The 26,892-nt window shown below is 70.3% G+C and carries 5 protein-coding genes; 3 read left to right on the top strand and 2 right to left on the bottom strand.

Annotated features, from left to right (window positions below; all coding sequences use genetic code 11):
* Nucleotides 1-13: 13 nt before the first annotated feature.
* Nucleotides 14-775 (bottom strand): 4'-phosphopantetheinyl transferase family protein, encoded by a 762-nt coding sequence (locus tag AUP43_RS16970; protein ID WP_067559875.1) that lies wholly within the window; start codon nucleotides 773-775, stop codon nucleotides 14-16.
* 265 nt (nucleotides 776-1,040) lie between these two features.
* On the opposite strand from AUP43_RS16970, the gene AUP43_RS16965 reads away from it, so the two are divergent.
* Genes AUP43_RS16965 through AUP43_RS16955 form a run of 3 tightly spaced genes read left to right on the top strand, consistent with a single transcriptional unit; the run spans nucleotide 1,041 to nucleotide 26,121 of the window.
* Nucleotides 1,041-7,439: a type I polyketide synthase gene (locus AUP43_RS16965; RefSeq protein WP_067559873.1), complete on the top strand. Its 6,399-nt coding sequence runs from the start codon at nucleotides 1,041-1,043 to the stop codon at nucleotides 7,437-7,439.
* A complete protein-coding gene (locus AUP43_RS16960) occupies nucleotides 7,439-22,621 on the top strand; it encodes a non-ribosomal peptide synthetase (protein WP_067559871.1) in 15,183 nt (5,060 codons plus the stop codon). Before AUP43_RS16965 ends, AUP43_RS16960 begins: the two co-directional genes overlap by 1 nt.
* Nucleotides 22,618-26,121, top strand: coding sequence for an alpha/beta fold hydrolase (locus AUP43_RS16955; RefSeq protein WP_067559869.1), 3,504 nt, complete (start codon nucleotides 22,618-22,620; stop codon nucleotides 26,119-26,121). The genes AUP43_RS16960 and AUP43_RS16955 overlap by 4 nt, the downstream gene beginning before the upstream one ends.
* Here the strand turns inward: AUP43_RS16955 and AUP43_RS16950 are convergent.
* On the bottom strand, nucleotides 26,094-26,867 hold the full coding sequence (locus AUP43_RS16950; protein WP_067559868.1) for a thioesterase II family protein: 774 nt from the start codon (nucleotides 26,865-26,867) through the stop codon (nucleotides 26,094-26,096). The two genes, AUP43_RS16955 and AUP43_RS16950, sit on opposite strands and share 28 nt — an antisense overlap.
* Between the last annotated feature and the right edge of the window lie 25 nt (nucleotides 26,868-26,892).

The following is a 26,892-nucleotide window of genomic DNA, read 5'->3' as shown; positions in this document are numbered from 1 at the left end:
CGGGCGCGGCCTGTCAGCAGGCCGGCAGCCGGGATATCCGGGTGTTCTTCGGCAGGGCGATGGCGCACCAGCCCTGCGCGGTGCGGCTGCACACCGCCTTATATTGCGCGAAATGGGCGAAGCCGCAGGCGACGCGGCCGTCCGCCATCAGCTCGATATGGTTGAGCTCATACAGGCCGGGCGAGGTCATCAGGCCGGTGCCCAGCGCCTTGGCCAGGCTTTCCTGCGCCGACCAGAGGATGCCGGCGCGGTCGGTCTGCGGATGATCGGCCAGCGTGCCGAGCAAGGCGCGATCCGCCGCGGTGGCCGCCTGCATCACATCGGCCACCGCGTCGGGCGCGACCGCTTCCAGATCGATCCCCATCGGATGCGCCGCGTCGAAGGCGATGGCGACCGCGCAGGCTTGTATATGTGAAATGCCGATCCGCAGGCTGGCATCCGCCGGCAGCGCGCCGCGGATCACCGGCTGGCCGAAAATGCCGGGCTCGATCCACAAATCCCGAGGGGCCGGGCCGGATGGCCAGGCCGACAAGGCGGCCTTGGCGGCCGCCCGGCCAAGGATGAATCCGTCGTGCCGCGCCGCCGATGGAAACCCCGCCGCCAGCGCTTGCTCCGCCGGATGCAGCAAGCCATCAATGGCGCGGTCCTGCGGGCCGCCATCGCCGGGTGCCGCCATGGCGAAGGCCGCCCGCAGCCAGGGCCGGTCCCCGGCTTTCCCGGCGTCGCGCTCCAGCGTCAGCAGGGATGCGGCGAGAATTCGAACCGAAGGCAGCAACCAGGATACCCCCACTTATCGACCAACAATTTGGGCCTGGGCCGATGCTCGGCGAGGCCTTTCCTAAAAGATTTTTAAAGTGCAAAGCTTTATCGCATGCGCTTTTCTGTCCGTCACTTGTCATGGGTGAAGACCGAAGGCATGATTCCGCCAATTAAAAAATGATGCCGGTCATCGCATTGCAAGTAATAGGCGACTCCGTCGCCGATGCGACTAGATACCTGTCGGGGAGGCAGACTTGACGAGAGAGCAGCCAAGCCATGCCATGGACTCTCCCGATCACCGGGCGGATCGCGGGTCGGCGCTGACGGCGCCGCAAGCCGGCATGTGGCTGGATGGCGCGGGCGATCCCGTGTCGGCGAAGTACACGATCGGCAATTATGTGCGCCTTGTCGGCGATCTCGATGTTGAGGCTCTGTGCCGCGCCCTAACCCAGACCGACGCGGAATCCGACTGCGCCCAGTTGCGCTTCGGGCAGCATGACGGCCTGCCCTTTCAGTATCTGGCCGAAAAGGCGGCGCCAACCGATTTCGCGGTGATCGATCTGCGCCATGCCCCCGATCCGGCGGCGGCGGCGCGGCTGGAAATGGAAGCTTTCCGCAGGCGGCCCTTCGACAAGGGGGCGGGACCGCTGTGCGGGCATCGGTTGCTGCGGCTCGGCCCCGACGAGCATTGGTGGTTCCGCAGCTACAGCCATCTCATCACCGATGGGCTCAGCAGCCATATCCTGGCCGAACGGACCGCGCAAATTTACAATGCGTCGAAGCGGGGCGAGGCGCCGCCGGACGCCTGGTTCGGCCGCTATACGGATTTCATCGCCGAGGAAGAGGCCTATCCCGGCAGCGCCGCTTATGAGCGCGACGTCGCTTACTGGCGCGAACGGCTGGCGAACGCTGAACCGGCCAGCCGCTTCAAGCCCGGCGCCGGCGCGACAAGCACCGAGATCGCCGAGTTCCTCGCCAGGCTGGATGCCGGCCGGATCGCCGGCCTGCAAGCGTTGGCCGAGCGCAGCAAGGCGTCCTTGGCGGCCCTCGCGATGGCGCTCTATTACCTGCTGCTGGGTCGGATGGCGGGTACGCAGCGGCCGACCGCCCTCACGCCCTTCGGCAACCGCATCGGCCGGCAGGAACGGTCGACGCCCGGCGCTTTCGCCTTCGCCTTGCCTTTCACCGTCGATCTGGCGGGGAAGCACGATATCGGCGATCTCGCGCGCGAGATTTTTGGCCAGTTGCGGCGCGACATGCGTCATATGCGGCTGGCGCCCATCCGCATGCGCGCTGCCCTGGGCGGAAGCAGCCGGCCCGATGCCGACGGCGCGGGGGTGAATATCATCGGGGTGGTGCCGCCGCTCGCGTTCGATGGCCTGTCCGCCAGCGTGGTGAATTTCTATACCGGCTTGGCGTCCGACATTTCCTTGATCTTCGTCGGCGAGGAGCTGGGCGACGGCGGCACGGGGGCCTATCTGCATTGGCGCTACAATCCCGCGCTCTACACCAGGGCCGAGGTTGCGCGCATTGCCGCCCGCTTCGAGCATCTGCTGGACCGCGTGCTGGCCAACCCGGACCAGCCGCTCGCCGACTTGACCCTGACGCCGGAAGCCGAGATCGCAACGATCCGTCGCTGGGAGGCCGGCCCCGCGATACCGCCGGACATGCAAGCGCCGCTTCTGCCGGCGCGCATCGCCGATGTCATGCGCCGCTTCCCGGACCATGTTGCCGTCATCGCCGATGACGGGACGGAAACCCACTATGGCCAGCTCGACCGGCTGGCAAGCGCGATTTCGCGTAACCTGCTGGAAGCCGGCGTGCAGCGCGGCGATCTGGTCGGGCTGGGCTGCCTGCCGGGGCCGGCGCTGGTTGCCGGGCTGATCGCGCTGTGGCGGCGCGGCGCGGCGGCGGTAATGCTCGATCCGGTCCTGCCGATCGCCCGCCGCCGGGCCATGGCCGAGACGATCGATGTGCGGCTGGTGCTGTGCGACGCCGCGACCCTGTGGCCGGACGCGGATCGCGGCGCCATCCAGGCCGTCGACCTGACCGGCTGGATGACCGAGGCGGCAGGGCGCACGGCGGGGGAAGAGCCTGCCGGCGAAGGGGTGGAGCCGGCCGATGACGATATCGCCATTGTGTTCCACACAGCGGGCTCCACCGGCCAGCCGAAGCCGGTCGCGGTGCCGCATGGCGCGCTGTGCCGCAAGGTGGTCAGCGTCGCCGGGCATTATTCCCTGGGCAGCGCCGATGCGGGCGACCCGGAAACCGTCGTGCTGAGCCCGGCCATGGGGTTCGATCCCTGGATTCAGGAACTGGGCATGGCGCTGATAACCGGCGCGCGCCTATGGACCATGCGCCGCGAAACCCTGCTGGACGGACATCGGTTCTGGAATGAGGCAACGCGCCATGGCGCGACCTACATCAACTTGACCCCGACGGCCATGGAAAGCCTGATCGACAGCGCGCCGCTGGACGGTGGGCATGCCGTGCGCCACGTGGTTCTGGGCGGCGAAATTTTTTCTCCCGGCCTGGCGGCCCGCCTGCGCGCCGTTCTGGGCGATGCGGCGCTCTGGAACGGCTACGGCCCGACCGAGACGGTCGTCGATATAACCGCCTACCGCCTACCACACCGTTTTTCCGACGACCGGGTGCCCATCGGCCCCGTCTCTCCGGGCGGTCTGGTGCGGGTGATCGGGCCGGACGGCCGGCGCGCGCCGATCGGCATGCAGGGCGAACTGTATCTGGGCGGCGCCTGCGTCAGCCTCGGCTATATCGGCATGCCGGAGGCGACCGCCGCCGCGTTCCTGCCCGATCCGGTCGGCGAGGTGGAGGGGGTTTTCTACCGCAGCGGCGATCTGGCGTCCTGGGGCGAGGATGGCGCGCTGACTTATCGGGGCCGCAACGATTCGCAGGTCAAGGTGCGTGGCCAGCGCATCGAGCTGGGCGAGGTCGAAAGCAACCTGCGACGCCTGCCAGGCATCGCGCAGGCGGCCGTGCTGCATGTCGGCGATGCGCATGGCGGGCATCTGCGCGCCTTCGTCACCCGCGCGCCGGATGGCGGCGGCGACATTGCGCCCGCGTCGATCCGCCTGGCCCTTGCCCGGACTCTGCCGGAAGCCGCGATTCCTTCCATTGCGGTGCTGGAGAGCCTGCCTTATCTGCCGTCCGGCAAGATCGACCGGGCGGCGCTGGCGGCCCTGCCGGAACAGGCGGCGGCCGCCGCCGCGCCGGCGCGCGCGCTGCCGGGCTTCTCCGCCCGGGAGCATCAGGTGCAGCAGGCCGTCGCCGCGGTCTGGCGGGAGTTGATCGGCGCGGGCGAGATCGATCCGCAGGCCAACCTGTTCGATATCGGTGCGCACTCCCTGCTGGTGCTGCGCGCCCAGGGCCGGCTGGGGCGAATAGCCGGCCGCGAGGTCAGCGCCGTCGAGATTTTCGAGCATCCGAGCATCGCCGCCTTCGCCCGCTACCTGACCCACGGAAGCAACATCGCGGCCCCGGCGGCGGCCCCGGGGGCGGCCTCGGGGGCGGCCCCGGGGGCGGCGGGGCAGCCCCAGGCGGTGGAGCGCCCCGGCGCCATCGCGATCATCGGCATGGGAATGCGATTGCCGGGCGCGGACAACCGCGCGGATTTCTGGGCCCTGCTGGAGGCCGGGCGCGATTGCGTGCGCGATATCGACGCCGCGCGGCTGCGCGCCTTCGGCGTCGATCCTTCGCTGCTGCAGGATCCCGGCTTCGTTGCCCGCCATGGGCTGCTGGAGGATATCGACGGTTTCGATCCCATCCCCTTCGGCATGACGTCGGCCGACGCCCTGGAGACCGATCCGCAGCAGCGGCTGTTGCTGGAAACCGCCCTGACGGCGCTGGAGGATGCCAGCTGCGACCCGGCGCGTGATGGGCCGGTGGGGGTCTATGTCGGGGTCGGCTTTCCGACCTGCCTGCTCGACGCGCTCGCCCCGCAGCGGACGGGCAATACCCTCGACATGGCGCGCTACGCCCTTGCCCTCGGCAATGACAAGGACCATGCGGCGACAAGGCTGGCCTATAAGCTGAACCTGACCGGCCCGGCCATCGCCGCCGGAACGGCCTGCTCGACCGGGCTGGTGAACGTCGCCTCCGCCGTGCAGGCGCTGCGCGCCGGGCAATGCCGTGTCGCCTTGGCCGGGGGCGCGGCCTTCGGTACCGGGGTCACGGGCGGCTATCGCTATGCCGAGGGCGGCATCGGCTCGCGCAGCGGAATCTGCCGGCCGTTCGACAGCCAGGCCGACGGTGTGGTAGGCGGCAGCGGCGCGGCCATCGTGGCGCTGAAGCGGCTGGAGGATGCGCTGGCCGACGGCGATACGGTGCATGCCGTGATCCTGGGGGTCGGGCTTTCGAACGACGGGGCGCGCAAGGCCGCCTTCACCGCGCCATCGGTCGAGGGCCAGGCGGCCGCCCTGTCCGCAGCACTTGCCGATGCCGGCGTGGCGCCCGGCAGCGTGCGCTTCATCGAGGCGCACGGCACCGCCACCAGCCTGGGCGACCCGATCGAGGTCGCGGCCCTCAACAAGGTCTACGGCCCCCGGCAGGAGAGGCCGATCTGGCTGGGATCGCTGAAGGGCAATATGGGGCACCTGGATACGGCGGCGGGCATCGCCGGTCTGCTGAAGGCGGTGCTGGCCCTGCAGCACCGCCTGGTGCCGCCAAGCTGCAACTTCCAGCAACCCAACCCGCGCATCCCGTTTGATCAGGGGCCGTTCCAGGTGGCCGACCGGCCGGTTCCGCTGGACGCGGATGAGACGCCGCTGCGCGCCGGCGTCAGCAGCTTCGGCGTCGGCGGGACCAATGCGCATGTCATTCTGGAGGCCGCCCCGCCGCGTCCCAATGCCGCCGCCGCGGCCGCCCTGGCGAAGCCGCAGATACTCGTTTTCTCCGCCGCGAGCGAGAAGCCGCTGGACGCGCTGCTGCGCCTGACCGCTGACGCCCTCGGGGGCGATCTGGCGAGCGCCGGGCTGACCGACATCGCCTTCAGCCTGCGGGCGCGGCGGCGCTACCCGCACCGGGTCGCCATCCTGGCCCGCGACACGGCCGAGGCGGTGGCGGCCCTGCGCGCGCCGGACCATCCCGGCCATATCCGCGCCATCGCGGCGAAATCCACGCCGCCGGTCGCCTTTCTGTTTCCCGGCCAGGGCTCGCAAAGCCCGGGCATGGCCGCCGCCCTGTATCGCGACGATGCCGCGATCCGCGACCGGATCGACCGCGCCTGCGCCGCCGTGACGGCGATGGGCGGACCGGTCGATCTGCACGATCTGCTGCTGACCGACAGGCGCGACGCGGACAGCGTCGCGCGCATGGCCCGCACCGAAATCGCCCAGCCCGCCCTGTTCATCGTCTCCTACGCGATTGCCGAGCGGCTGATGGCCTATGGCGTGCGGCCCACCGCGCTGGCCGGGCACAGCATCGGCGAGTATGCCGCCGCCTGCCTGGCCGAGGTGATGTCGTTCGACGATGCGCTGCGCCTGGTCACGCTGCGCGGCCGGCTGATGGGCCAGAGCGGCCCCGGCGCGATGCTGGCCCTGCCGGCGACCGAGCCGGAGGTGGTCGAGTTGCTGTCCGCCGTTGCGCCGACCCTGTCCCTGGCGGCGGTCAACGGCCCCCGCCAATGCGTCGTCGCCGGCCAACCGGAGGAGATCGACGCGCTGGAGGCGCATCTGCGCGCCATCGGCAAGCCGGGGCAGCGCCTGACCGTATCGCACGCCTTCCATTCCGCGACGATGGAGCCGATTCTGGAGGCGTTTCGCGCCGAGGCGGCGAAGACCGCCCTCTATGCGCCCGCCATCCCCCTGCAATCGAACCTGACGGGCGACTGGCTGAGCGACGCGAATGCCCGCAGCCCGGATTACTGGACCCGGCATCTGCGTCATTCGGTGCGTTTCGCCGACAATATGAACAGCCTGCTGGCGCGCTTTCCCGACAGCCTGGCCATCGAATGCGGCGCTGGCCGGACAGCTAGCCGGCTGGCGCAGATCAACGGCCTGGCCGGCGACCGCGCTGTCGCCAGCCAGCCGTTCGACCGGACACAGCCGGCGATGGATGGCGAAACCGCGCTGCTCCAGGCGGTGTCGCGGCTCTGGGCGCAGGGTGTTGAGCCTGACTGGAGCAGCATGGCGCCAGCGGGAGAGCGCCGGCGCATCCCGCTGCCGACCTATCCGTTCGACCGCAAGCGCTTTTGGCCGGAGGTTTTCCAGCGCGACGCAGCGCAACCCGAAGCGGCGCGGAACGGCGCGGCGCATGGTCATCTGTCGGCCACGCTGCAATTCTCCGCTGCGAACGATGCCGCCCTGGGGGCGGGACAACAGGCGGGGGAACAGCCGACGCGCGATACGCTCGAAACCGTCATCTCCGTTTGGTATCGTCTGTTCGGGGACACGACCATCGGGGCGCATGACGATTTCCTGGAGCGCGGCGGCGATTCGTTGCTGGCGGTCAGGATCGCATCGATCTTGAGCGCGGAGTTGGGGACCGATATTCCGGTAGCCGAACTGTTCGAGGGCCGCACCCCGGCGGAGATGGCGGCGCGGATCGACGCCCGATTCGCCCGGTCGGCCACGCCGCCCATCGGCGCGGCCCCCGCAGGCGGGGCCATCGACAGGCCGGCTGCGGTCGGAGAGGGGAAACCGCGGGAACGGGGGGTCTTGTAATGAATATCGACACCCGTATCGGCCGCGAGCGGATGGTGCAGGAATTGCTGGCCGACCTGGCGGCGCGCGACATCCGCCTGTCGCTGCACAATAACGGCACGGAGCTGGATTACGACGCGCCCGGCGGGGCCTTCACCGAGGCGCTGAAGTCGCGGGTGCGCGACCTGAAGCCGGAAATTCTCGCATCCCTGCGCGCCGCCACCGCCGCCGATAATATCGTCGCCGTCTTTCCCGCTCACCCGGCCATTGAGGGCCAGTGGCTCGCCCGGCGCGACCGCCCGGCGAGTGCGGTCTATACCGTGCTCGCCACCCTCCCGCTGCCGGCCGGCACGCTTATCGAGGCGGTCCGGACGGCGCTCGACCGCATCGTGGCGCGCCACGATGCCTTGCGCTCCACCTTCGTCGAGGCCGGCGGCGAGCTGTTGCAGCGCGTTCACGCCAGCATGCCGCTGGATCTGGTGGAGAGCGACGCGCTTTTCCCTGAGAGCGAGCATTTGTTCGACCTGCGGACCGGCCCGCTGATCCGCTTCCGATTCCGGCCCGAAACCGCAGGCCAGCCGCCCCATCTGGTTTTCGCCGCCGATCATCTGTGCTTCGACGGGCAATCCCTGACCATCCTGACCCAGGAGATCGCAGCCGAGCTGCAAGGCAAGAGTCCGGCCCGGCCGTCAAGCTCGGCGGCCGATCTGGCGGGGCAGGCGCATCTCGACCTTGCCGGCGCGCGTGGCGCGGCGGCGCGGCAATTCTGGCAGGAACGGCGGGAGGCCTTGCAGTCGGTTGGCCTGCCCGACGATCCTGAAGCCGAGCCCATGGCCGGCAGCCGGCGGATGCTGGTCGATCTGGACGCGGAAATTCTCGCCGCGCTGAAGCAGCTCGCTACATTCGGTCGGCGCGCCACCCAGGCGGCGACCTGGATCGCGCTTTCCATCGTCGCCATCGCCCGACTGAAGGAAAACGAGACGGCGGTGATCGGCGTGCCCTTCGCCGGGCGGCACGGGCCGGGGGGTCATCAGGCCATTGGCTGCTTCGCCAATGTGCTGCCGGTCGCGATCCGGCCGGACATGGAGCGCGAATTCGGCGTGCTGGTCGATCAGGTGACGCGGGAAATCCTGTCGATCCTGAATGTGCAGGATTATCCGCTGGCGCGGCTGCACAGCGACATGGCGGCCTGGTCCGACGGCCTGGCGGAGCAGGGCGGCCAGGGGCCGTTCGACGCGGTCGGGCTGATCGAGGTCGGCACGGCACTGCCGGATAATCTGGATCTCGATGCCGGGGCCGGCAAGTTCCCCTTGATGATCGGCCTGTATCTGGCCGGCGACCGGAACATACTCACCATCGAATATGATGGCAGCCGCTATGGCGAACGCTGGGTCGGCCGGCTGGCGGAACGGTTCCTGGGCATATTGCGCGCCATCGCGCGCGTGCCGGACATGCCGCTCGGCCGGATCGACATGCTCACCGGCGCGGAGCGCGATTTGCTGGATGCGGTCAACCGCACCGCGTCGGATTATCCGCGCGACCGGGGGCTGGGGGCGCTGTTCGCCGCCGTCGCCGGCAATCCGGCCCATGCCGACCGGCCAGCGCTGAGCGACGGCAAGCAGAGCCTCACCTATCGCGCGCTGGCGGCGCGGGCCGCAGGGGTGGCGGCCGCTCTATCGGATCAGGGGCTGGCGCCGGGGGCGGTCGTCGCGCTGGCGGCGGGGCGCGGCATCGACAGCATCGCCGCCATCCTGGGCATCGCCTGGCACGGGTCCGCCTATCTGCCGATCGATAGATCCCTGCCGGGGCAGGCAAGCCTGGCGCTGATGCGGGCCTGCGGCGCAACCACGCTGCTGGCCGACCGTGACGGGTTGGGCCGCCTGGCCGACATCGCCACGGAAATCGACCTGCGCCCGATACCCGACGCTACGCAGGACACGCCGCCGCCGCCGGCCGACCGGCGGGGCGAGGACGCGGCCTATATCATGTTCACCTCCGGGTCGACCGGCCAGCCGAAGGGGGTGACGATCCCCAATCGTGGCGTGGCGCGGCTGGCGCTTCGCAATGCCGCCCTCCCGTTCGGGTCGGAGACGGTGATGGCGCAGGCCGCAGCCCTGGGCTTCGACGCGGCGACGCTGGAAATCTGGGGCGCGCTGCTGAATGGCGGCCGGCTGCATGTCGTCGATGACGAGACGCTGTTCGACCCGCAGGCGCTGCGCAGTGCGCTGGAGGCCGGCGGCGTGACCACGATGTGGCTGACCGCCAGCCTGTTCAACCGTATTGCCGACGATGCGCCGACAGCCTTCGCGCCGCTGCAGCTGCTGCTGACCGGGGGCGAGGCGCTGAGCCCGGCGCATCTGCGGAAGGTCCAGGCAGCGTGCCCGACGCTGCGGCTGGTGAATGGCTATGGCCCGACGGAGAATACCACCTTCACCACCACCCATGCGGTGACGGCGGACGATATCGCCAGCGGCGACATTCCCATCGGCCGACCCATCGGCAATACCCGCTGCCATATCCTCGACCGACGCGGCATGCCGGTTCCGATCGGCGTGTGGGGCGAGCTGCATGCCGCCGGTGACGGGCTGGCACTGGGCTATGCCGGCTTGCCGCAAGCGACGGCGGACGCGTTCCGCGCCATTGACGGTATCGCCGAGGACCGGCTGTACCGGACCGGCGACCGGGCGCGCTGGCGCGCCGATGGCACGATCGAATTCGGCGGCCGGCGCGACGGGCAGGTGAAGATACGCGGCCATCGCATCGAAACCGCAGCGGTGGCCGGCCGGCTGGCGGCGCTGCCCGGGGTGCGCGATGTCTGCGTGCTGGCGGTCGGCAGCGGCGCGGACGCGCTGCTGGGTGCCGCCGTCGCCGCCGACGAGGACAGGCGCGCCGACTGGGCGGCGGCCCTGGCGCAGTCGTTGCCGGATTATATGGTGCCAGAACGCTTCGTCGTGCTGCCGCATCTGCCGGTGACCGTCAATGGCAAGGCGGACCGCAAGGCCATCGCCGTCCTGCTGGACACGGCCGCGTCGGTGGCGGCCCGTTCGTTGGCCAGCAGGCCGGCCAGCGATCATGAGCGTTTTGTGGCCGAGCGGTTCCGGCTGCTGTTCGGGCGCGAGGATATCTCCCCGGCGTCGGATTTCTTCGGTCTTGGCGGGCACAGCCTGCTGGCGATGCGGCTTGCCGGCCAGATCGAGACGGAATTCGGCCTGCGGCCGAAATTGCAGGACATCTTCACCGCGCGCAGCGTTGCCGGCATTGCCCGGATGATCGACACGCTGGTCGCCCGGCGCGGCGACAACGGCGCGCCGCTTACCCTGCCGCGCGCCGCAGGGCCGGATTTTCCGCTCTCCAGCGGCCAGGCGCGCCTGTGGGTACTGCAACGGCTGCAGCCGGAAATGGCGGCCTATTCGGTGCCGGCGACGCTGGAGATCGACGGCCCGGTCGATGCCGATGCGCTGCAACGCGCGCTGCACCGGCTGGAGGATCGCCAGCATGCGCTGCGCCTGCGCTTCCGCAGCGATCCCGGCCATCCCGATGGGGTGACGCAATATCTGGCTCCCGCCGGCGGCTGGCGGATGGGGCGTCACCGGATGGATGCGGCGACCGCCCGGCGCTTCGTCGATGCCGAGACCGTGCGGCCCTTCGTGCTGGAGGACCGGCCGCTGGCCCGCGCCGAGCTGATGACGTTGAACGGCGAACGGCACTGGCTGATGCTGTCGCTGCATCACGCGATCTGCGACGGCTGGTCGATGCCGCTGCTGCTGCGCGACCTGGCGGCGCTCTATGCCGCCGAGACCGGCGGGCCCGCCCCCGGGCTGCCGGCGATAGAGCGGCATTATGAGGATTTTGCCGCCTGGCAGCGCGGCTATCTGGCGGGACCCGATGGCAAGGCCGTGCTGCAGCGCTGGCAGGAGCGGCTGACGCCGCTGCCCGAGCCGCTGAACCTGCCCACAGACCGCCGCCGCCCGGCAGAGCGGCGCTTCAACGGGCAATTCCTGGATATCGCGTTCGATGCGAACACGGTCCGGATCGTCGAGGCCATCGCGCAGGATCGCGCGACTACCGCCTTTTCGGTGCTGACGGCGCTGGTGCAGGTGCTGCTGCACCGCCATTGCGGACAGACCGACATACCGCTCGGCATGCTGGTCGCCGGGCGCGAGCAGGCGGCGCTGGACGATGTGATCGGCTTCTTCGTGAACACGGTCGTGCTGCGCCAGACGGTCGATCCCGAGGCCGGCTTCGGCGCGCATCTGGACGTCACTGCGCGCACGGTGATGGAGGCGCTGTCCGACCAGGCGGCCCCGTTCGAGGCCGTAGTGAAGGCGGTGCGCGCGCCGCGCGACCCCTCGCGCAACCCGCTGTTCGACGTGCTGGTCGCCTGGCAGGACGGCGTGCCGGAGCTGGGCAGGCTGGGCGAAGCCGGGCTATCGCTGGTGCCGACAGAGTTTCCCTTCTCCAAATTCGACCTCGCCTTCTATTTCTGGCGCAAGGACGGCGCGCTGGGCGGGCAGATCGAATATGACACCGATTTGTTCGACCCGGCGACCATCGCCGCGCTTGTCGACCGGCTGGCGCTGTACGCCGCTGCCATCGCCGAGCAGGGCCTCGGCACCCCCATCGGGCAATTGCCGGCGCAGACCGGGGAGGACCGCGCGCTTATCGCCGGCTTCAACGCCACCGCGCGCGACCTGCCCATCGAGCGCGGCATCTGCGACCCGTTCCTGGACCAGCTCCGCCGAACCCCGGACGCCCCGGCGGTGATCGGCGATGGCGGCGCGCTGAGTTTCACGCAATTCGCCCGGCGCGCCGCCGGCATCGCCGCCAGGCTGCACGCCGCTGGCGTGCGACCGGGCGATATCGTCGCCCTGTCGATCCGCCGGTCGGTCGATATGCTGGCGGGCATTCACGGCATTCTGCTGGCCGGCGCCGCCTATGCGCCGATAGACCCCGACCATCCGCCGCAGCGCCGTGCCGACATGCTGGACGATCTCGACCGGCCGGTGGTGCTGACCACGGCCGATCTGGCGGCGCTGTTCGACGGGCGCGACCGGGTGATCCTGGAAGGCGGCGAGGATGCTGACATTGTCGCCCCGCCGGGGGATCCGGACGGGCTGGCCTATGTGCTGTTCACCTCCGGCTCGACCGGCCGGCCGAAAGGCGTCGCCATCGAGCATCGCGGCGTGCTGAACCGCATTCTGTGGATGCAGGAATGCTTTCCCCTCGGCCCCGACGACGTGGTTCTGCAGAAGACGCCGATCACCTTCGACGTCTCGGTGTGGGAGCTGTTCTGGTGGTCCTGGACCGGTGCGCGAATCGTCCTGCCGCCGGCCGGCGCGGAGCGCGACCCGCAGCAGATCGCCGCCGCCGTGCGCGAGAATGGCGTCACGGTCATGCATTTCGTGCCGTCGATGCTGGCCAGCTTCCTGGCTGCCATCGAGGCCGGCCAGGTGGATGCCGGCGATCTCGCCAGCCTGCGCTACGTCTTCGCCAGCGGCGAGGCGCTGGACAAGCCGCTGGTGAAGCGATTCAACGCCCTGCTGCATGCCCGCTTCGGCGCCGAGCTGCATAATCTTTACGGGCCGACCGAGGCGACGGTGGACGTCACCTGGCATCCCTGTTCGCCGGGCGACGCCAACCCGGCCGTGCCCATCGGCAAGCCCATCGCCAACACCCAGGTGCATATTCTGGATGACCGGCTGCGGCCAGTGCCGCTGGGCGTTGCGGGCGAGATCGTGCTGGGCGGCCCGCAGATTGCGCGCGCCTATCTGAACCGTCCGGAGTTGACGGCGGAGAAATTCCCGGCCGACCCGGACCGGCCGGGCGGGCGACTGTACCGCACCGGCGATCTCGGCCGCTGGCGGCGGGACGGCACGGTCGAGTATCTCGGCCGCATCGACCATCAGGTGAAAATCCGCGGCTTCCGCATCGAATGCGGCGAAATCGAAACCGCGCTGGAACGCCACCCGCTGGTGGAGCGCGCGGTGGTGGTGCCGGCGCGCGCCGACGGCCTGGACGAGTTGCACGCCTATGTCCTGGGCGATACGGGCCTGACCGCCGGCGCGCTGCGCGAGCAGCTTCGCCAATCGGTGCCGGATTACATGATCCCGGCGCGCTTCCTTGCCCTCGACGCCCTGCCGCTGACCAGCAGCGGGAAGATCGACCGCAAGGCGCTGACCGGCCGGCCGCTGCCGAATGCCGCCCCCAGGGCCAAAACGCCCGACGCCGCCCCGATTTCCCCCAGCGCACCCGATACCGCTTCAGACGCCGCTCAAGGCACAGCCCCCGATACCGAGCTGCTGGAGCGGCAACTGGCCAAGCTCTGGCGTGACCTGCTGCCCGGCGTGAACATCGACCGGCTGGACGGTTTCTTCGATGTCGGCGGCAATTCGCTGCTGCTGCTGCGGCTGCACGAGAAGATCGTCGCGCGCTGGCCCGGCAGTTTTTCCATCGCCGAGCTGTTCGGCCGCGCCACCATCGCCGGCCAGGCCGAGAAGCTGGCCGGACTGGCGCAGGACGGGCCGGATTTGGCGGCACCCATGGCGTCGGCGCTGGACGAGCCCATCGCCATCGTCGGCATGGCGCTGCAACTGGCCGGGGCCAGCGATGCCGGCGGCTTCTGGCGCGACGTGGCGGCCGGCGCCGACCGTATCGGCCCGCTGCCGGCGGCGCGCGAGGCGGAGGTTCGCGCGATGCTGGCCGGGATCGGCCGCCCGGCCCCGGCGCGCTTCCGCGAAGCCGCCTATCTGGAGACGATTTTCGCTTTCGACCCGGCGCGCTTCCGCATGGCCCCGGCGGATGCGGCGCTGCTCGACCCGGAGCATCGGCTGTTCATGGAAATCGCGCTGATGGCGATGGAGGATGCCGGCTATGGCGGGCAGGCGCTGCGCGGCCGCAAGGTTGGCATCTATGCCGGCGGCGGGGCGAACCCGGCCTGGCGGCTGGCGCTGGAGCATCTGCCGCCCGGCAAGGCGGAGCAGGTCTTCGCGCTGAACGTACCGTCCAACATCGCCACCCGCCTGTCCTTCCTGAAGGATTGGCGCGGCCCGGCGGCGGTGATCGACACTGCCTGTTCGTCCTCGCTGGTCGCCGTGCATCAGGCCTGCGGCGATCTGCGGGCCGGCGCTTGCGCCGTGGCGCTGGCCGGCGGGGCGAAGCTGCTGCCCTTCCCGCCGGATGCGGAGGGGCGGTTCACCATCGATTCCTCCACCGCCCGCACCCGCGCCTTCGCCGAGGGCGCGGACGGCACCGGCATGGGCGAAGGCAGCGTGGTCTTCGTGCTGAAGCGCCTGGGCGACGCCCTGCGCGACGGCGATAGCGTGCTGGCTGTCATTCGCGGCAGTGCTGTCAATCAGGATGGTGCGTCCAGCGGTGCCGCCGCCCCGAACCCGGCCATGCAGGCGGAGGTCGTCCGGCTGGCGGCGCAGAATGCCGGCATCGACCTCGCCAGCCTGTCCTATATCGAGGCGCACGGCACCGGCACCGCGCTGGGCGACCCGATCGAGATCGACGGGCTGACGCGGGCCTTCGAGCTTGGCGAATTCGGCGCGGCGGCCAGCGATTCCGACCGGGCGCTGATCGGCTCGGCCAAGGGGAATTACGGCCATCTCGACGGCGCGGCCGGCGCGCTGGGACTGGCCCGCGCCGTCATGGCGCTGCGCCATGACGCGGCCCCGCCGCAGCCCTTCTATGACCGGCCGAATCCGAAGATCGATTTCGCCCGCGCCCCGGTCCGCGTCGTTGACCGGCTGCAGCCTCTGCCGGCGCGCGCCACCCCGCGCCGCGCGGGCGTCAGCTCCTTCGGCCTCAGCGGCATCAACGCCCATATCGTCGTCGAGGCGGCGCCGCCCGCCGATACAGCGACGGCGGCGCCGGCGGCCCCTGGGGCGTGTGTGGTCGCCCTGTCGGCCGCCAGCGCGGCCGGGCTGGTGGCCTATGCCGGTACGCTGCGCGCCCGGCTGCGCGAGGACCCCACGCTGCTACCGGTCGATATCGCCCATACGCTGGCGACCGGGCGGGATGTGCTGACGCATCGCTTCGCCGCCGTGGCGACGGACAGGGATTCCCTGATCGCCGCCCTGGACCGGCTGATCGCGGGGGAGAACGATGGCTGCGCCGCGCCGAAGCCCGACCCGTCCCGCCGCGTCGCCGCCATCGCCGCCGATGCGACGGACGCGGAGATCGCCGCCCGGCTCTGGCTGGCCGGGGCGGAATTGGCCTGGCCGGCGGAGATCGCCGCGCGGCGGGTTCACCTGCCGCCCGCCCCGTTCGCCCGGATCGCCTGCAAGCCTGCCTTCGGCAAGACCGGGGCGGACACCGGCCTGCTGGGCAAGCCGGTGGCGACGCCGCAGGGCTTGTGTTTCGCGGTGCCGGCTGGCGATCCCGCTTTCTGGCCGGTGGCCGAACATCGGGTGAATGGCAATCCGGTGCTGGTCGGCATGGCGGTGCCGGCGCTGATCGCCCTGGCGGCCCGGCAGGAAGAAGCGCGGCAGGAGAGGACGCCGCTGGTTCTGAGCGATCTGAAATGGCAGAAGCTGCTGGTCGCCCCGGCGCTGGCCGGCCGGGACGCCACCCTCTGCCTCGCGCCGGACGGGGCGGTGGAGTTGGGTGCGCGGCTGAAGAACGGGCAATGGCGGGTCTATGCCAGCGCCCGTTGCGGCGGCGAGGCGGGGACGCTTCCCGATCTGGCGCGCTTCCGCGCGCGCTGCACGATCAACGTGCCGATTCCAGGCTTCGCCGCCGAATTCGGCGAGATAAAGATAGGCGACCGATGGGATTGCCAGGTCGCCAAGCAGGTCTCCCCGGATGGCGAGTGCCAGATGGCGCGGTTGCGGCTGCCGGAGAAATACCGCGCCGACCTGGCGGAATGGCCGCTGCATCCGGCGCTGCTCGATATCGCCGCCAGCCTCGGTTTAACGGCGGCGGATGGCGATGCCGGGACAGTGCCGGTCGGCTTTGCGCGGATGACGCTGTTCCGCCCCTTCGCCGCCGAGATCGTCGCGTGCAGCCGGCGCAGCGGCGCGGGCCGGGTCGATATCGCCCTTTTCGATACCGAGGACCGGCCGATCTTGGCGATTGAGGGGCTGAGCTTCGCGCGCACCGGCATTGTCGAGACAGTGCAGGATACGCCGCCGATCCTGGAGACTCTCTGGGAGGCGGCTGCCCTGCCGCCGCAGCCCCTGCCGGCCGATGTGCTGATGATCGCCGATGGCGATTATTGGCCAATGCCGGCGGGCTGTCATCGTTTGCAGCCTGATCGCATCGGCCCGGACAGCCTTGCCGGGCGCAGCCACGCCATCCTCGCGCTTGATCCGGGCACGGATCTGGCGCTGCGGCTGGCGACCGCGTTGCGGCTGATATTGCGCCAGATGCGCGGCAGGTTGCGGCTCGTCGTGCTCGGCGTCGGCGCCTGCACAATAGAGAATGACCCGCTCGCCCCCGACCCCGACCAGTCGGCCGCGATGGGGCTGTCGCTGTCGGCCGCCCGCGAGGAGCCGCAATTGCGGCTCAGCTTCGTCGATGCCGGGCCGGACGGCGATCTCGCCGCCATCCTGGGCGCGGAGCTGGGCCATGAGCCAGGCGACGACCCGCTCTCGGTCTGGCGCGCGGGGCAGCGCTTCGTGCGGCGGCTGGCCCGAATCGTCCCAGCGGACGATACAGCGCGGCCGGCCTGGCCGGCGGAGGGCGTCTGCGTGGTCACCGGTGGCACCGGCGGTTTCGCCCTGGCGCTGGCCGAGGAGATGAGTGCCGGCGGCGCGGTCGCGCTCGCCCTGCTGTCGCGCCGGGGCGATGACGGGCTGGAGCCGGCGGCGGCCGCGCATATCGAGGGGCTGCGGGCCAAGGGCGCGCGGATCGAGCTGTTGGCCTGCGACGTGGCCCAGCCGGCGGAACTGGCCCGCGCGCTGGCGCATATCCGTGCTGAAATCGGGCCGATCACCGCCATCGCCCATGCCGCCGGGCTTGCCGATGGCGGATTCCTGGCGACGCGCGACATGGACCGTTTCGCCGATATTCTGCGCGCCAAGATCGATGGTGCGCGGGCGCTGGACGCCTTGACGCAGGACGATCCGGTGCAGGCCTTCGTGCTGTTCGGCAGCCTCAGCGTCCTCGGCCTGCCGGGGCAGTCCGCCTATGGCGCGGCGAATGCCTTCCTGGACGGGTTTGCCCAGCATCGCCGCCGGCGCGGCCTGCCGGCGCTGACCGTCGATTGGTGCGCCCTGTCCGGCCAAGGCATGGCGGCGCGCCATAAGGTGGCGATGAAGCCCGGGGCGATGGTGACGCCGGAACAGGCCGTGACTGTCTGGCGCGCCGCGCTGCGCAGCGGCCGGGCGCAGGTCACAGTCGTCGATCCCGCGCTGATCGGCGCGGCGGCCGCCGTGCCGCCCGCTCCCGTCGCAACCGGGCCGGTCGCAGCCGTTGCCGATGCGTCTGCCGGCCTTGCGGATCGGCTGGCGGCGATCTGGGCCGAGGCGCTGGGATATGAAACGGTCGCGGCGGAAGATGATTTCTTCGCGCTGGGTGGCGATTCCATCACCGGCATGCAGATCGCCGAGCGGGTCACCCGCGAGCTCGGGTTGGCCATCACCGTGTCTGATTTGTTCGAATATCCCACCGTGGCGGGGCTGGCCGAGCGTTTCGGCGCGGCCGCTCTTCCCGTGGTGCCGGCGGAGCCCATGCCCGTCCCGTCCGCCACGCCGGAGAATCCGCGCCGCGCGCCGGAGCAAGAGACCTATCCGCTGGCGTTCGAGCAGATATCCGTGCTCCAGGCGGTGCAGAAGGGCGGCATGGGCACCGCCTTCAACCTGCCGCACGCCTTTTCTTTCGCCAGCGCGCCGGACTTGCCGCGGCTCGCTTCGGCGGTTCATCAATTGATCGAGCGGCATGAAAGCCTGCGCACCCGCTTCCTGCGGGAGGGCGACGAATGGCGCATGCGCATCGAGCCGGTGGGCGTAGCCTTCCCCGACCTGACGCCAATCATGGTCGACGGCGACGATCTCCACGCCGCCTGCCTGTCCCAGATAGCGCCGTTCGAGCTGGCGGCGGGTATTCCCGTGCGCTGGCGGTTGCTGCGCAACGCTGCCGGGGAGCATGCGCTGTTCTTCGACATTCATCACGCGCTGGCGGACGGCTATGGCACGGAAATGCTGTTCGGCGATTTGATCGCGCTGTATCGCGGCGAGCGCCTGCCGCCGGTCGCCTACCAGCCGCGCGATTATGCCTGGTGGAGCCACGGCGCGGAAAACCGCCAGCGGCTGGAAGATGCCAAGCGCTACTGGACGGCGCTGTATGACGGGCCGTTGCCGATGCTGGACCTGCCCGCCGATCGCCGCCGGCCCGCCTATCATACCTTCGAGGGCGATCTCGTCGGCTTCCATCTCGATCCGGATCTGCTGCGCGCAGCGCGTAAATTCGCCGCCGAGCGGCGGGTCAGCATGTTCACCCTGGTGCTGGCCGCCTGGTTCCTGGCGCTGCGCCGGCTGGCCGGGACCGACGATGTGACGATCAGCGTGCCGGTGGGATCGCGCGACGCCGCCGGCTTCCCCGACATTATGAGCATGATGGTGGCGCTGCTGCCGCTGCGCCTGCGAATCACGGGCGACGAAACGGTCGCCGACCTGCTGCGCCGGACCCAGACGCACCATGCGGAGGCGCTGCGCAACCGCGCCTATTTCCTCGACATGCTGCTGCGTGACCTGGCCCCGCCGGCCACGCCGGACCGGACCCTGCTGTCCGAGGTGTCGCTGTCCTATATGAATTACGGCGAGTATGGCGGCAGCACCGAAGCCGCGCAGGGCGACATCGCCGTTGTCGGGCTGGAGCGCCGTCACAGCAAGAACGATCTGTCGATCTTCATCCGCGACCTGCCGGACCAGATGTCGGTGCAGCTCGATTACTACGCCGCGATGTTCGACCGCGAGCGGATGGAGGAGTTGGGGCGCCTCTTCACCGCGACCTTGCATGCCATGACAAGTGAAGCCGATGCGCCCTTGCGGGCGATCTCCCTGCTGCCCGACGACCAGGCGGCCCGGCTGCGCGTGCTGGAATGCGGCCCGACGCCGCCGCTGCCGCTGGAGCGCGATCTATATGGCCTGTTCGCCGACCAGGCGGCGGCGCTGCCGGACGCCATCGCCGTGCGCGATTCGGGCGGGGAGTGGAGCTATAGCGCGCTGCGGGCGCGGGCGGCTGCCATTGCGCAGGCCCTGGCCGGGGCCGGCATCCGGCGCGGCGATCTGGTGGCGATGCATGTGGAGCGCGGGCGCGAGACGGTTGCGGCGATGCTGGGCATCACCGCGCTGGGGGCCGGCTATGTGCCGCTCGACCCGGCCTATCCGCCCGCGCATAACGCCTTCATTCTGCGCGATTGCGGCGCGGCGGCGGTGCTGGCGGATATTGCCGGGCAGGCCGCCCTTACGGCAATCGGCAACGATCTTGCCGTCCCGATTCTGGCTCTGTCGGCGATTGATGCGGCCGGTGAGCTCGCGTTGCCCGCGCCGGTCGATCCGGCCCGTGCGCCGGCTTATGTGATGTATACCTCCGGCTCCACCGGGCAGCCGAAGGGCGTGCTGATCGAGCAGCGCGCCGTCATCGGGCTGGCGCTGGGCGCGGATTACGCCGATCTTGCGCCGGGCGCCGTGGTGGCGCAGGCCGGTCCGCTGGCCTTCGACGCCTCGACCTTCGAAATCTGGGGCGCGCTGCTGCGCGGCGGGCAAATCGCCGTTATCGACCGGGACGCCCTGCTCGATCCGGCGGCCTTCGGCGCGGCGCTGGCCGGCTTCGGCGTAACCACGATGTTCATGAGCGTCGGGCTGTTCAACCGGCAGATCGACCATGACCCCGCCAGCCTCGCCGGGCTGTCGACCCTGCTCATCGGCGGTGACGCGATCAGCAAGCCGCACGCGCTGGCCTGCCTGGAGCACTGCCCGGATACCACCTTGCTGAATGGCTATGGCCCGACGGAAAGCACGACTTTCGCCGCTGTCGCCCCGATTCGGCGGACCGATCTGGGCGAGGCGAGCGAACACAGCATCATCGGCCGTCCCATTGCACACACCCGCACGATCATTCTGGATGCGGACGGGCAGCGTGCGCCGGTCGGCATCTGGGGTGAGTTGCTGATCGGCGGTCCCCGCCTGGCGCGGGGCTATCACAACCGGCCGGAGCTGACGGCGGAGAAATTTATCGCTGACCCCGAAAACCCCGCCGAGCGGCTGTACCGCACCGGCGACCGTGCGCGCTGGACCCGTGACGGGCGTATCGAGTTCGGCGGGCGGACAGATACCCAGGTGAAGCTGCGGGGTTTCCGTATCGAGCTGGACGAGATCGAGCGGCATCTGGCGCAGGCCCCCGGCGTGGGCAGCGCCGCAGTGCTGTTCGACCGGGATGCGGCGCAGGGCGCGGAAATCGTCGGCTGTGTGACGGGCGAGGCGGTGGAGATTGCGGCTCTCGCCGAGTGGCTTGGCGCGCGACTGCCGGCCTATATGGTGCCGACCCGTTGGTGCCGCGTGGATGTGCTGCCGATCACCGCCAACGGCAAGGTCGACCGGGCGGCGTTGCTGGCGCAATCGCGCCGGCAACCGGCCGAGGCGCCGGATGGCGGCACGCCGCCGCAATCGCCGACCGAGGCGCTGGTGGCCGAGATTTTCACTGAGATATTCGGCCGTCCGGTTGTCGACCGGCAGGCCAGCTTCAACGCCCTCGGCGGGCATAGCCTGATGGCGATCCGCATCGTGAACCGGATCGAGGCCCGGACCGGCAGCCGACTTGCCATGGCCGACTTCTTTGCCGCGCCGACGGTGGCCGGCATCGCCGATCTTATCGGGCCGGTCGAGGCCGGGTCCGGCGCAGTAATCCCGCCGGCACCGGAGATGGCGGCGTATCCCGCCAGCCATGCCCAGCAGCGACTGTATCTGCTGTCCAGAATGGAGGGCGACAGCGGGGCCTATGGCATGCTGTTCGCGTTCCGCTGTTCGGGCGCTCTCGATCCCACGGCGCTCCAGGCGGCGCTGACGGCGCTGGTGCGGCGGCACGAAACGCTGCGCACCGGCTTCCTGGAGCAGGAGGGCGCGATCCTCCAGCGTATTGCCGAGGAGGCCATGCCGGTCGTTGCCTTCGACGATATCGCCGCTCATGCCGACCCGCTGCGCGAGGCGCTGCGTCTGACCCGGCGGGAGGCGGCGACGCCCCTCGCGCTCGACCGGCCGCCTTTGATCCGGGGGCGGGTGATCCGCGTTTCGGCCGACGAGCAGCTGATGGTGCTGGCGACCCACCATATCGTCGGCGATGGCTGGTCGTCGCGCCTGCTGATGCGCGAATTGGGGGCGCTGTACCGGGCGGCGGTATCGGGCGTGCCGGCGACGCTGCCGCCGCTGCCGATCCGCTACCGCGATTTCGCGGTCTGGCAGCATGGCCGCGACTGGGGCGATGCCGCGGCCTATTGGCGCGCGCAACTGGCCGGCGCGCCGGAGCGTATCGCCCTGCCGGCAGACCGCGCCGCGCCGGTTGCCCAATCCTATCGCGGCGGCCGCGCGCATCTGCCGGTGTCCGCCGATGTCTTGAGCGGGCTGCACGCCCTGGCCGCGCGGCATGGCGTGATGATATCGGCGGTCGGCATGGCGCTGTTCGCCGCCTTGCTCTACCGGCTGACCCGGCAGGGCGACATGGTGATCGGCATGGGCGTGTCCGGGCGTGAACGGGCAGAGACCGAAGGGCTGATCGGCTTCTTCGTGAATGTGCTGCCGATCCGCGTGACGCTGGATGCCGAGACCGAGCTGGGCGGGCTGATCGAGGCGCTTCACGGCACCATGACTGCGGCGCTGGACCGGCAGGACTACCCGTTCGACGCGCTGGTGCGGGAGGTCGCCCCGAAGCGGCAGGCCAACCGACAGCCGCTGGTCAATGTGGTGTTCGAATATCAGCGCTTCGAATCGCTGGCCGGCATTGGCGATATCGACGGGCTGCCCCTGTTGCCGCCCGAAGCCGAGGGCGTGCTGGCCGGGGCGCTGGATGCGTTCGTCGAGAACGGCACCGCCAAGCATGACGCGATCCTGTTCCTGACCGAGGAAGCCGGTGCTGCGCGCTTCACGCTGGAATATGACAGCGACCTGTTCGAGGCGGCGACCGTTCGCCGCTGGCTCGATTTCCTCGGCAAGATCGCTGCCTCCGCCGCCCGCGATGCCCTAGAAGACCAGAAGGACACGGCATGAAGATCGGCGATTTCGGTTTCGACGATACCCTCTCGCTCCAGGACGAATCCGAGAGCGGCGTCGCCGCCGTCACCGGCAGCATCGTCGACCGGCTGGCGGCGATGGCGCGGGCCTATCCCGACCGCATCGCCGTGTGCGACGAGGCGGGGGCGCTGAGCTATGGCGAGCTGGCCCGCCGCAGTCACCGGGTCGCTCGCTTCATCGCCTCCCTCGGCCTGCCGCGCGAGAGCCTGGTGGGCGTGATGACGGGGCGCAACGGGAATTATCTTGTCGGGCTGATGGGCGTGCTGGCGGCTGGCTGCGCCTTTGTGCCGCTCGACCCGGCGGTTCCGCTGGAGCGCCGGCGGCAGATGGTGCGACAGGCCGATATCGCGTTGGTCCTGTCGGAGGGCCGGCATATCGGCGCGCTGCACCTGCTGCAATGGCGCTGCCCCAGCCTGCGCGACATACTCTGCCTGGATGGCGAGGATATCGACGCGCTGGCCGAGACTGCCGGCTCGCTGATGTCGGTCGAACTCTGGGACCATCTGGCGGGCGACCGCGCGGACGACGTGCTGGCCGGCGGCTGGAAAAGCGCCTTCACCGGCCAGCCGATCCCGGCCGAGGCGATGGCCGGCTTCGGCGAGAATGCGCGGCGCAAGACCGCCGCCTTCCTGACGCCGGACTCGCGGGTGCTGGAGATCGGCTGCGCGTCGGGCTTCACCATGCGCCATGTGGCCCCCAATGCCGGCCATTATGTCGCCACCGACCTGTCGCGCCGGAATGTCGAGCGCACCGAGACCTTCGCCGTGCAGCACGGCCTGCGGCATGTGACCTGCCGCCAGCTCGCCGCCCACGATATCGACGTGTTCGAGCCGGGATCGTTCGACCTGATCATCCTGAACAGCGTGGTGGAGAACTTCCCCGGCTTCGGCTATCTGCGCATCGTGCTCGCCAAGGCGGCGCGGTTGCTGGCGCCGGGCGGCACGATCTTCCTCGGCAATATCTGGGATGGCGACCGGCGCGATGCCTATCTGGCCGATCTGGCGGCCTTCGCGCGCGAGAATGCCGGCAAGGGCTACGATACCCGCCTGGATTTCGCGGAAGATTTGTTCGTCCCCGAAGGCTTTTTCGCCGATTGGGCGGTGGAGCGCGGCGGCTTTGCCCTCACCCGCTCCGCCATCGACGCGCCGGGGTTCGACCCGGCCGCCTATACGTTCGACCTGACACTGACCGCGATGCCGGAGATCGCCCCCGGCCAGCCCGCCAGGCGGCGGCACGACCGGCGGGCGCTGGACGCGCAGCCCGACACCGCGCCGGAGATCGCCACTAGCGCCGGCGACCTCGCCTATGTGCTGTTCACCAGCGGCACCACCGGCACTCCCAAGGGCGTGATGATCGAGCATGGCGCTGTGGTCAATCTGGCGCATGCGGTGGCGCAGACCCAGCTTGCCCCGCTCGGCGGCGCGGCGCGTGCGCTGCGGCTGACTTGCGTTGCCCCCTTCGCGTTCGACGGCTCCATCGTGCAGCTTTTCGCGGCGCTGCTGAATGGCCATGCCGTGCATATACCGGAGGCCGATACGCGGATGGACCCGGCGGCGCTGGACGTCTTTCTGCACGCCCACCGGATCGACCAGCTCGACGCCACGCCCAGCCTGTTCGCCCTGCTGCTCGACCATTGGGAGGAGAGCGGCGGCCATTGCCCCGCCGGCATGGTGGTGCTGGGCGGCGAGCCCGTGCCGGCCAGCCTGCCGGAACGTTTCTTCGCCCTTGCCGGGCATCGCGACGCCCGGCTGGTGAACGCCTATGGCCCGACCGAATGCTGCGTCTCGGCGGCGCAATACATCATGACCGCGCAGAACTACCGGCACATCCTGCCGCCGCCCATCGGCCGGCCGATCCTCGGCGTGACAGTCGATATCTGCGACGAGAGCGGCCGTCCGCTGCCGCCCGGCATTCCCGGTGAGATTCGCATCGGCGGGGCCGGGGTCGGGCGCGGCTATCTGGGCGACGCGCTGCTGACCCGCCGCCGCTTCGACACCGACGCGGCCGGCGCGCGCCGCTATCGCAGCGGCGATATCGGCCGGCGGCGGCCGGACGGCGAGATTCACTTTGTCGGCCGCGAGGACCGGCAGGTGAAGATCCGCGGCAACCGGGTCGAGCTGGGCGATGTCGAGGCGGCCCTGCTGGCCTGCCCGCATATCCGCCAGGCCGTGGTCTTGCTGAGCGAACCGGCGGACGGCGCGTCAGCGCTGCTGGTCGCCTATATCGTCGCCGACCCCGGATTCACGGTCGCCGCCTGCAAGGCGCAGCTTGAGCGGGCGTTGCCGGCCTATATGGTGCCCAGCCATCTGATCATCGTGGATGAGATCGCGCTGACCGTCACCGGCAAGGTCGATACCGCGCGCCTGCCGCTGCCGGGCGCAGCAGACGCTGACGCTCCTGCCAGGCCGGCGCGGCCGCTGGAAGGCGCGCTGGAGCGGCGGATCGCCCGGCTGATGGGCGATCTGCTGGACCGGACGGTCGAGGATGCGGACGCGGATTTCTTCGCGCTCGGCGGGCACAGCGTGCTGGCCGTGCAGTTCCTGTCGAAGCTGAACCGGGGGAGCGAGACCGCGCTGCCGCTCAGCGACCTGTTCACCTGCTCGACCGTGCGCGGGCTGGCCCGGCGGATCGCGGAGCGCGAAAGGGCGCGCGACCGGCGAAGCCCGGTTGTCGCGGTGAATACCGAGGGCCGGCAAGCGCCCATCGTCTGCTTCCCCCCGGTCGGCGGCAATGTGCTGTGCTACCGCGATCTGGCGCGCGAGCTTGGCCCCGACCGGCCGGTCTATATGGTCGAGGCGCTCGGCCTGCGCGACGGGGAGGCGCCGGCCTCAACGGTCGAGGAGATGGTGGCGGGCGCGCTGCCCTATCTTCGCGCGGCGCTGCCGGACGGGCCGGTGATCCTGCTGGGCTGGAGCTTCGGCGGGCTGCTTGCCCATGAGGCCGCCTTCCGCCTGCAACAGAGCGGCATCGATGTACGCCACCTGATCCTGCTGGACGCCGTCGCCGTGCCGGAGACGATCAAGGCGATCCTGCGCAAGGACGAGGCGGACTATCTCGCCGACATGTTCGGCGAGATCGGCAGCGTGGATGCCGAGACGCTGCGGCCGCTGACGCCGGAACAGCGCCTCGATCTTCTGGTCGAGCAGGGCAAGGCGACGGCGCTGCTGCCGCAGGATGCCGACCGCAGCGTCATGCGCCGCCTGCTGGCGGTGTTTCAGAACAATGCCCTGGCGGCGGTGCGCTATGCCCCGCCGGCGCTGGGCGGGCTGGATATCCTGCTGGTCCGGCCGCGCGAGGCAAGCCGGATGGCGCCCGGTGTGCCCGGCGACGATTACAGCGGCTGGCGCGACCTGCATGGCGACCGGGTCACGCTGCACTGGATGGATGGCAACCACAGCACGATGCTGATGGAACCGTATGTCCACGCGCTGGCTGGGCTGATCGCCGATCAGATCGGTCCGCGGGAGCCCGTCTGACCGCTCAGCCGGTCACGCACCAGCACGGCGATGGCGGTGTTGGAAGTGTGAATGGCGAAATGCCCGCCGGGAAACACCGCCTTGTCGAATCGGCCGGTTGTCGCCTGGTCCCAGCCATCCAGCCGGTCGGGCGTCGGGTCCGGATCGTCCGCCCCGCCGATGGCGGTGATCGGGCAGGAGAGAATATCGGCCGATAGCGGCGGTTCCTGCTCGGCCAGCTTGAAGTCGGCGCGCAGCACCGGCTCGAACAGCTCGCGCACTTCGCGCTCGGCCAGCACTTCCGCCGGCGTGCCGCCATAAGCGGCGATCCGCTGCCAGAAGGCGGCGGAGGGCAGGGCGTGAATCGGGTCCCGCGCGGCAGGCAGGCCCGGGGCGCGCCGGCCGCCGACGAACAGATGCGCCGGCTCGCCCGCGCCGTCCTGGCTCAGCCGGTGCGCCAGCCGCCAGGCGATCAGCGCCCCCATCGAATAGCCGAACAGGGCGAAGGGCCGGTCCAGTAGCGGCCGCAGCGCGGCGGAAAGCTGCGCCAGCATATCCTCCAGCCGGTCGATGGCGGGCTCGCCCAGGCGCTGCTCTCGTCCCGGCAGGGCGATGGGCACGAGGTCGATATCCTCGCCCAGAATACTGCCCCAGTGCCGATAGGGGGCTGCCCCGCCGCCGGCATAGGGCAGGCAGAACAGCCGCAGTCGCGCCTTCTCCCGCCGCGTGCCGAAACCGATCCAGGGATTTTCCCGCCGCCCGTCCATGCCTGCCTCTCCCGCCGATTGAGAC

Origin of the sequence: Oceanibaculum pacificum (assembly GCF_001618175.1) — a bacterium.
Lineage (GTDB): Bacteria > Pseudomonadota > Alphaproteobacteria > Oceanibaculales > Oceanibaculaceae > Oceanibaculum > Oceanibaculum pacificum.
This window is presented reverse-complemented; position numbering and strand designations above follow the sequence as displayed.

Bases quoted from the DNA above. Each gene is read 5' to 3' on its own strand.
- AUP43_RS16965 (WP_067559873.1), top strand. From the start codon at position 1,041: ATGGACTCTCCCGATCACCGGGCGGATCGCGGGTCGGCGCTGACGGCG.
- AUP43_RS16960 (WP_067559871.1), top strand. From the start codon at position 7,439: ATGAATATCGACACCCGTATCGGCCGCGAGCGGATGGTGCAGGAATTG.
- AUP43_RS16955 (WP_067559869.1), top strand. From the start codon at position 22,618: ATGAAGATCGGCGATTTCGGTTTCGACGATACCCTCTCGCTCCAGGAC.
- AUP43_RS16950 (WP_067559868.1), bottom strand. From the start codon at position 26,867: ATGGACGGGCGGCGGGAAAATCCCTGGATCGGTTTCGGCACGCGGCGG.